Here is a 6,778-nt window from a genome sequence, read left to right on the forward strand (position 1 = left end):
GGTGGCCCTGGCGGGCGAGGCGCCGGACGCGGGGGCCGATGTCGCGGCCGCGAAGGTGGCGGCGGGCGAGGCGGCGTACGCGGCCGCCCGGACCGCGCTGCAACTGCACGGCGCCATCGGCTACACCGCCGAGTACGACCTGTCGCTGTGGATCCGCAAGGCTCGTGCTCTGCGCTCGGCCTGGGGTTCCCCGTCGGCCTGCCGGGCCCGGGTACTGGCCCGGCCGGGCGCGTAACTCTTTTGCTGTGCGGCGGACTTGCGGCAACAGCAAGTGTCGCGGGCTGCTGCCCGCCGGCGTCCGGTACCCCGCGGCCGCTCACCGTGGTGGCGGCCGCGGAGGTACCCGGACGGGTCCGGGCGGTGGCCGGGAGAATCCGGGGACCTGGGGTCCGGGGATCTCAGGTCCGGGGACCTGGGGTCCGGGGGTTACTTCTCGACGACGCCGGAAGCCGCGATGACGATCTTCGCGCTGGTGCTGCCGGAGCGGGACCCGAGGGACTCGATCTTCTTGACGAGCTCCTGGCCCTCGACGACCTCGCCGAAGACGACGTGCTTCCCGTCGAGCCACGGGGTCTGCACCGTGGTGACGAAGAACTGCGAGCCGTTGGTGTTCGCGCCGGCGTTGGCCATCGACAGCAGGTAGGGCCGCTCGTGCTTGAGCGTGAAGTTCTCGTCGGCGAACTTCTCGCCGTAGATGCTCTTGCCGCCGGTGCCGTCACCCCTGGTGAAGTCACCGCCCTGGAGCATGAAGTCCGGGATGACGCGGTGGAACGCCGAGCCCTCGTAGCCGAAGCCGTGCTCGCCGGTGGCGAGCTCACGGAAGTTCTGCGCGGTCTTGGGAACGATGTCGTCGAAGAGCTCGAAGACGATCCTTCCCGCGGCCTCGCCCTGAATGGTGATGTCGAAGAAAACGTTGGTAGACATGGAGACATCCTGTCACGTCCGTCCCGCAGACCCCCGCCGCAGGTCCGGCGGCCCGCCGGACACGCCTCGTACGCGTCCGGCGGGCCGGGTCGGCCGGGGATGGACCGTGCCCGTCAGACGGCCTCGGGCTGCTCCTGCTGCGCCGCGCCCTCCGCTGCGGACGCCGGAGCGGCGCGCAGGGTGAGGAGCGAGGCGGCCCCGCCGGCCGCGGCGAGGGCCGCGGCACCGATGAAGGCGGCGGAGAAGCCGTTGGTGAGGGCGCCGGTGTTGCCCAGCTCGTTGGAACCGTGCGCGGCGGCGACCGCCGTCATGGCGGCCAGCCCCAGCGCCGAGCCGACCTGGTAACTGGTGTTGACGATGCCGGACGCCAGTCCGCCTTCCTCGGGGCGTGCGCTGGAGAGCGCCGTACCGAGCGAGGGGATGAAGGCCAGCGACATGCCCACCGCCGCCAGCAGCGAAGCGGGCAGGACATCGACCAGGAACGTGCCGTCGGCGCGGACGAACGACAGCCAGACCATGCCCGCCGCCAGCGCGAACAGCCCGGTGACGATCATCGGTTTGGGGCCGAACCTGGCGATCAGCCGGGGCGCGAGGACGATCATCATGATCATGATCGCGACCGTCATGGGAAGCAGCGCGGATCCGGAGGCGAACGCGCCGAGGCCCAGCACCTGCTGCAGGTAGAGGTTGAGGAAGAACCACATCGGGATCCAGGCCGCGGCCATCAGCAGCTGGGCGATGTTGGCGCCCGCCAGATTGGGTGACCGCAGGATGGCGAGCCGCATCAGCGGCTCGCTCCGCCGGGACTGGATGACGACGAACGCGCCGATCAGGGCGATCCCGGCCAGCAGGACGAGCCAGGTCTTCGGCGAGCCCCAGCCCGTCCCGGGGGCGCGCACCACCGCGAAGACGGCGATGGCCAGTCCCGCCGTGACCGTGACGGCACCGGCGAGGTCGATGGAGCCGCGGCGCGCCGGGGCCGACGGCATGACGCCCGGCGTCATCGCCAGGACGACGATCGCGATGGGGATGTTGATGTAGAAGACCCAGGGCCAGCTGGCGTACTGGGTGATGAGGCCGCCGAGGAAGACACCGGCGGTGCCGCCCGCCGGAGCGGCCGCGCCGTACAGCGCGAACGCCTTGGTGAGCTCGGCGGGGCGGGATCCGAAGAGCATCATCAGCAGTGTCAGGGCCGAGGGCGCGATCAGCGCGGCACCGATGCCCTGCAGGGCGCGGCCGGTCAGCTCGACCCAGACCTCACCGGCCAGCCCCGCGGTGAGGGAACCGGCGGCGAGGACCGTCCAGCCGATGACGAAGAGCCGTTTGGCCCCGAACAGGTCCGACAGACGGCCGCCGAGGAGCAGGAGCCCGCCGAACGCGACGACGTAGGCGTTGAAGACCCAGGACAGGCTCTCCTGCGAGAAGCCCAGGTCGTGCTGCATATCGGGCAGGGCCACGCCAATGATCGACGTGTCCATGATCACCATGAACTGCGCAAGGGCGATCAGTGCGAGCGCGGTCCAGCGCCGCGGATGCGGAGGTGCGGCTGAGTCTGACATCAGAAGGCTCCCATACCGGAGGGGGGTATCTTCGGAAGAGCAACATACCCCCAGGGGGTACGTAGCGCCACCCCGGACGCCACATCGGTTCCGACTTGACGAGATACCCCCAAGGGGTATGTAGTCGGATGAGTGACCGGCGGAGAGACCGCCGGCGCGACCGAGAAGCAGGAGGCTTCGCCATGACCACCACCGCGTCCGAATCCCCGGCCGTCTACACCGTCAGCGGCATGACCTGCGCCCACTGCGTCACGTCCGTCACCGAGGAGGTCTCCAAGATCGACGGGGTGACCGGGGTCGATGTCGATCTCTCCACCGGCAAGGTGACGGTGACGTCCACCGGCGCCGTCGACGACGCGGCGGTCTCCGCCGCGGTCGACGAGGCCGGGTACGAGGTCACCGCCGCCCCCGAGCAGGCGTCGGGCAGCTGCTGCGGAACCTGCCACTGACGCAGCGCGCCACCTGGGTCCGGCCGCCCGCGCACAGCGGGCGCCGGCCTCCGTAGGCCATACCCCACCCCCCCCTACGCTCGGCACGGAGCCGCGGCTCCCCGGAAGGACAAGCGATGAACACCATCGGCAGGACAGCAACGTTCGCGGTAGGTCTCGCCCTGGTCTTCGGGGCCTCTCTCGGCATCGGCCACGCGGTGGGGCCGGTGGGCGGCGAGTCCGCCGACGCCCACGCGGACCACGGCATGGAAAGCTCCGCCGACCCGATGGGCTCCGGCGACACCGTGCCCGGCGGTCTGCAGATCTCCGAGCACGGCTACACCCTCGTACCGCCGTCGGAGCCGCTGCCGGCCGGCAAGAAGACCGACTTCCGCTTCCGGATCACCGGCCCCGACGGAAAGCCGGTCACCCGCTACACGCAGTCGCACGGCAAGGACCTGCACTTCATCGTCGCCCGCAGCGACCTCTCCGGCTTCCAGCACGTCCATCCCGAACTGGCCGCCGACGGCACCTGGTCGGTGCCGCTCACCTTCCGCTCGGCCGGGAGCTACCGCGTCTTCACCGACTTCGTGCCCGCGGGCGGCAGCGGCCTCACCCTGGGCGCCGATGTCTCCGTCGCCGGCGACTACCGGCCCACCCCGCTGCCCGCGCCCTCCCACACCGCACATGTCGACGGATACACCGTCACGCTGTCCGGAGACGCCACGGCCGGCGCGGCGAGCATGCTCACGCTGTCGGTCGCGAAGAACGGCCGGCCGGTCACCGATCTCCAGCCCTACCTGGGCGCGTACGGACATCTCGTCGCCCTGCGCCAGGGCGACCTGGCCTACCTCCACGTACACCCGCAGGGAGCACCCGGCGACGGGACCACACCCCCCGGGCCCGGGATCACCTTCCACGCGGAGTTCCCCAGCGCCACGGCCTACCGGCTGTACCTGGACTTCCAGCACCAGGGGAAGGTCCACACAGCGGAGTTCACCGTCCGGGCGGCGGCCTCGCACACCGGCTCCGGCTCCGGCTCCGATGCGGACATGCCGGAGCACGGCGGGCACGACCACTGAACAGCGGCGCACGAACGGGGCGGAACGGGCCGGACGGGCCGCGTCCGCCCCGTTCCTCCTGTTCAACGCCATGTGCTGCACGGCGAGTTGCTGTGGCAGACTTCGCCGACAAGGCGCTGGTCGGCCGGGGTGCCGGGTGACCGCGGACAGCGTGGGCAGTCACCCGGCGCCCCGGCCTCACCGGAACCTGCCCCGTCCACTCCTCGCGCAACGGAGCCCGCCATGACGGCAGCCGTACCCGCCCCCCGGATCGACACGAGCAAGCCGCACCCCGCCCGGGTATACGACTGGCTGCTGGGCGGCAAGGACAACTACCCCGTCGACCAGGAGGTCGGCGAGAGCCTTCCGGCCGAGGCGAAGGACGCGGCCCGGCAGAACCGGGCGTTCATGAACCGCGCCGCCGCCTGGCTCGCGGACAGCGGCATCGACCAGTTCCTCGACATAGGCACCGGTATCCCCACCCGGCCGAATCTGCACCAGATCGTCCAGCGGACCGTGCCGTCGGCCCGGGTGGTCTACACGGACAACGACCCCATCGTCCTGCGGCACGCGGAGGCCCTGCTGGTCAGCAGCGCTGAGGGCGCTACCGACTACATCCAGGCGGACGTCCGCGAGCCGCTGACGATCATCGACCACGCCAGGAAGTTCCTGGACTTCGACCGGCCGATCGCGCTCTCGCTGATCGCGCTGATGCACTTCGTCCCCGAGGACCAGGACCCGTACGGCATCGTCGGCGCCCTGGTGGAGACCCTGCCGCCGGGCAGCTGCCTGGTGCTGTCCCATGCCGCGTCGGACCGGTACGAGGAGCTGGCGGCCATGGTCACGGCGCAGTACGCGAAGGGCGGCATCCGGCTCGGCTTCCGCACCCGTAGCGAGGTCGCCCGCTTCTTCGACGGGCTCGATCTGGTCGAGCCCGGCCTGGTGACCGCACCCGAGTGGTTCAAGGACACATCCGCGCCGGAAGCGGAGGACAGCGGGATCTACGCCGCGGTGGGACGCGTCCGCCAGGCCCGCTGACCCGGGAGGGGCCAGGGCCAGACCCAGAAAAGTGGGGAACGGCCGGGACCGGCCGGGAACGGCCCGGGCGGAGCACACTGGGTGGTACAGGATCCACGCGATTCAGGCGCGCGGCCGCCCGCACTCCCGGTGACCGCGGCCGGGAAGGGGTTGCTCATGTCCCACCGTGCGGTGCTGAGCGGGGGCCACGGCGGCCCCGCCCCGCACGCCCGCTCACACTTCCCCGGCCTCGGGCGGCCCAGGACCGGGACCGAACCACTGACCGCCTACAGCGCGCTGGGCGCCCGGCTGGTGCTCTCCTCGATCGCCCTGCCACTCTTCGCGGCGGGGGCCGCGCTCCTCGCGCTGTGGGCGGCTTCCGCGCGGTCGTCGGGGTCCCCGAGCACAGCCCTCCTCGTGGTTCTCGCCGCCGTCTGCGCCCTCTTCACCGCCGTGGCGGCCATCGACATCGCCGTCATCCGGCGCCGCCGCGCCGAGCGGCGGTGAGAAGCGGCACGTACCGCTCCGGCTCCTGATGCCCCGCGGCCGGAGTGGCCCGGCCCCCGAGCGGGCACACCACTCCAAGGACAGACACGGACAGCTCATACATCGCACGCGCTCCCGAGGGGCATGCACCTCATGTCCCGCGTGAGGGCGCAAGGTGTCATTAGAGTCGCACCGCGGAGCATTCCGCAGACACTGGAGGCGGAGAGACTTGAACCGTGACGTCATGCTGGCCCTGGTCCCCGACGAGCAGGGCGTACTGCATGTGGCAGCCGCCGATGTGAGCCACATGCTGCGGACGCTCGGCGCGGGCTGGCTGCAGGCGGTACGCGACGACGCGTCGAACGCCGACGAGGACACCGTGGCCGCCCTCACCATCGAACTGGCGAAACTCGCCGACCAGATCGACGTCGAGTGCATCGCCCACACCTCCAAGGGAAGCGGGGACGGGGAACTCGCCTGAGCGCCCGCCCACCGCCGGACGGTGCGGCGGGGGCGGGCCGGCCCGCCCCCGCACGCCCGCTCCTACCAGATGGAGTCGACCCACTCGGGGTGGTCGATGAACGGGTTCCGGTTGTGCTGGTAGTCGCTGTAGATCACGTCGTTGCGGTGCTCCTCGAAGGCGTCGGGCGGGTCCTCGTCGCTCCACTGCTTGAGCACACTGATCCGGCCGATCGCCGGCGCCGAACCGTTGTCGACCTTGTCGTTCGGCTCCAGGTCGGGGAATCCGTCGCCGCCGTCGTACCGCACGGCCATGTAGAGGATCATCCGGGCGACATCGCCCTTGACCGCGTCGCGCGGCTCGAAGGAGTCCGAGTCCGTGAAGTTGCCGGGGGCTCCGGCGACCGCCGTGCCGCCGTTGTCGAAGTCCTTGTTGCCCCGGACGCCGTTCACGGCCACGTCCGACGGCCGCAGATGGTGGAGATCGGTCCCCGGACCTGTGGCCGTCCCGAAGTCGCCGTGCGACTTGGCCCAGACATGTTCGCGGTTCCAGTCGCCCGTGCTGCCGCCGCTGCTCGACTTGGGGACCGACTTCCCCGTGTACAGCTCGATCACGTCGGCGGAGTTCGCCGGGTCCTGGTCGGTGACCGTCAGCGCGTCCCAGACCTGGGCGTAGCTGACCGTCGACTGCTTGCTGATGATCGTGTGGAGCGCGGTCTTGAGCGCCGCGCCCGACTTGCCTTCGGCGTCCGCGTAGTACGAGTCGTCCAGCACCCCGGAGGCGGTGGCAGCCGGGACGGCGGCCGCACGGGTGGCCGGGTGCGCGGCGGCCGCGGGCGCGGGA

Annotated in this window: 9 protein-coding genes; 6 read left to right on the forward strand and 3 right to left on the reverse strand. The window is 71.2% G+C overall.

The genetic code is table 11. The annotated features are described in order from the left end of the window. Positions 1 to 235 (forward strand): acyl-CoA dehydrogenase family protein (locus tag G3I19_RS32995; protein ID WP_275402796.1); only part of this gene is annotated, 235 nt, incomplete at its 5' end. A gap of 191 nt (positions 236 to 426) precedes the next feature. On the opposite strand, the gene G3I19_RS33000 is transcribed toward G3I19_RS32995, so the two are convergent. Continuing rightward, entirely contained in the window at positions 427 to 924 is a 498-nt protein-coding gene (locus tag G3I19_RS33000; RefSeq protein ID WP_164267392.1) for a peptidylprolyl isomerase, read from the reverse strand. Positions 925 to 1,037: 113 nt separating this feature from the next. Next, positions 1,038 to 2,483: an MFS transporter gene (locus G3I19_RS33005; RefSeq protein WP_164267393.1), complete on the reverse strand. Its 1,446-nt coding sequence runs from the start codon at positions 2,481 to 2,483 to the stop codon at positions 1,038 to 1,040. Between the two features lie 182 nt (positions 2,484 to 2,665). Here G3I19_RS33005 and G3I19_RS33010 point away from each other — a divergent pair, with 182 nt between their 5' ends. The 5 genes from G3I19_RS33010 to G3I19_RS33030 all read left to right on the forward strand — a co-directional run bounded on the left by G3I19_RS33010 (position 2,666) and on the right by G3I19_RS33030 (position 5,956). Beyond that, entirely contained in the window at positions 2,666 to 2,932 is a 267-nt protein-coding gene (locus G3I19_RS33010; protein WP_164267394.1) for a cation transporter, read from the forward strand. Between the two features lie 116 nt (positions 2,933 to 3,048). Beyond that, positions 3,049 to 3,993, forward strand: coding sequence for a hypothetical protein (locus G3I19_RS33015; RefSeq protein ID WP_164267395.1), 945 nt, complete (start codon positions 3,049 to 3,051; stop codon positions 3,991 to 3,993). A 222-nt stretch (positions 3,994 to 4,215) separates the two neighbouring features. After that, a complete protein-coding gene (locus tag G3I19_RS33020; RefSeq protein ID WP_164267396.1) occupies positions 4,216 to 5,010 on the forward strand; it encodes an SAM-dependent methyltransferase in 795 nt (264 codons plus the stop codon). Positions 5,011 to 5,166: 156 nt separating this feature from the next. Continuing rightward, positions 5,167 to 5,496 (forward strand): hypothetical protein, encoded by a 330-nt coding sequence (locus G3I19_RS33025; RefSeq protein ID WP_239074998.1) that lies wholly within the window; start codon positions 5,167 to 5,169, stop codon positions 5,494 to 5,496. 208 nt (positions 5,497 to 5,704) lie between these two features. Further along, positions 5,705 to 5,956 (forward strand): DUF6213 family protein, encoded by a 252-nt coding sequence (locus G3I19_RS33030; RefSeq protein WP_164267397.1) that lies wholly within the window; start codon positions 5,705 to 5,707, stop codon positions 5,954 to 5,956. Between the two features lie 62 nt (positions 5,957 to 6,018). Here G3I19_RS33030 and G3I19_RS33035 read toward each other — a convergent pair whose 3' ends face one another. Further along, positions 6,019 to 6,708: an endonuclease gene (locus G3I19_RS33035; RefSeq protein ID WP_164267399.1), complete on the reverse strand. Its 690-nt coding sequence runs from the start codon at positions 6,706 to 6,708 to the stop codon at positions 6,019 to 6,021. Positions 6,709 to 6,778 lie beyond the last annotated feature (70 nt).

The organism is Streptomyces sp. SID10853, assembly GCF_010548145.1.
In the GTDB taxonomy this organism is placed as follows: Bacteria; Actinomycetota; Actinomycetes; order Streptomycetales; family Streptomycetaceae; genus Streptomyces.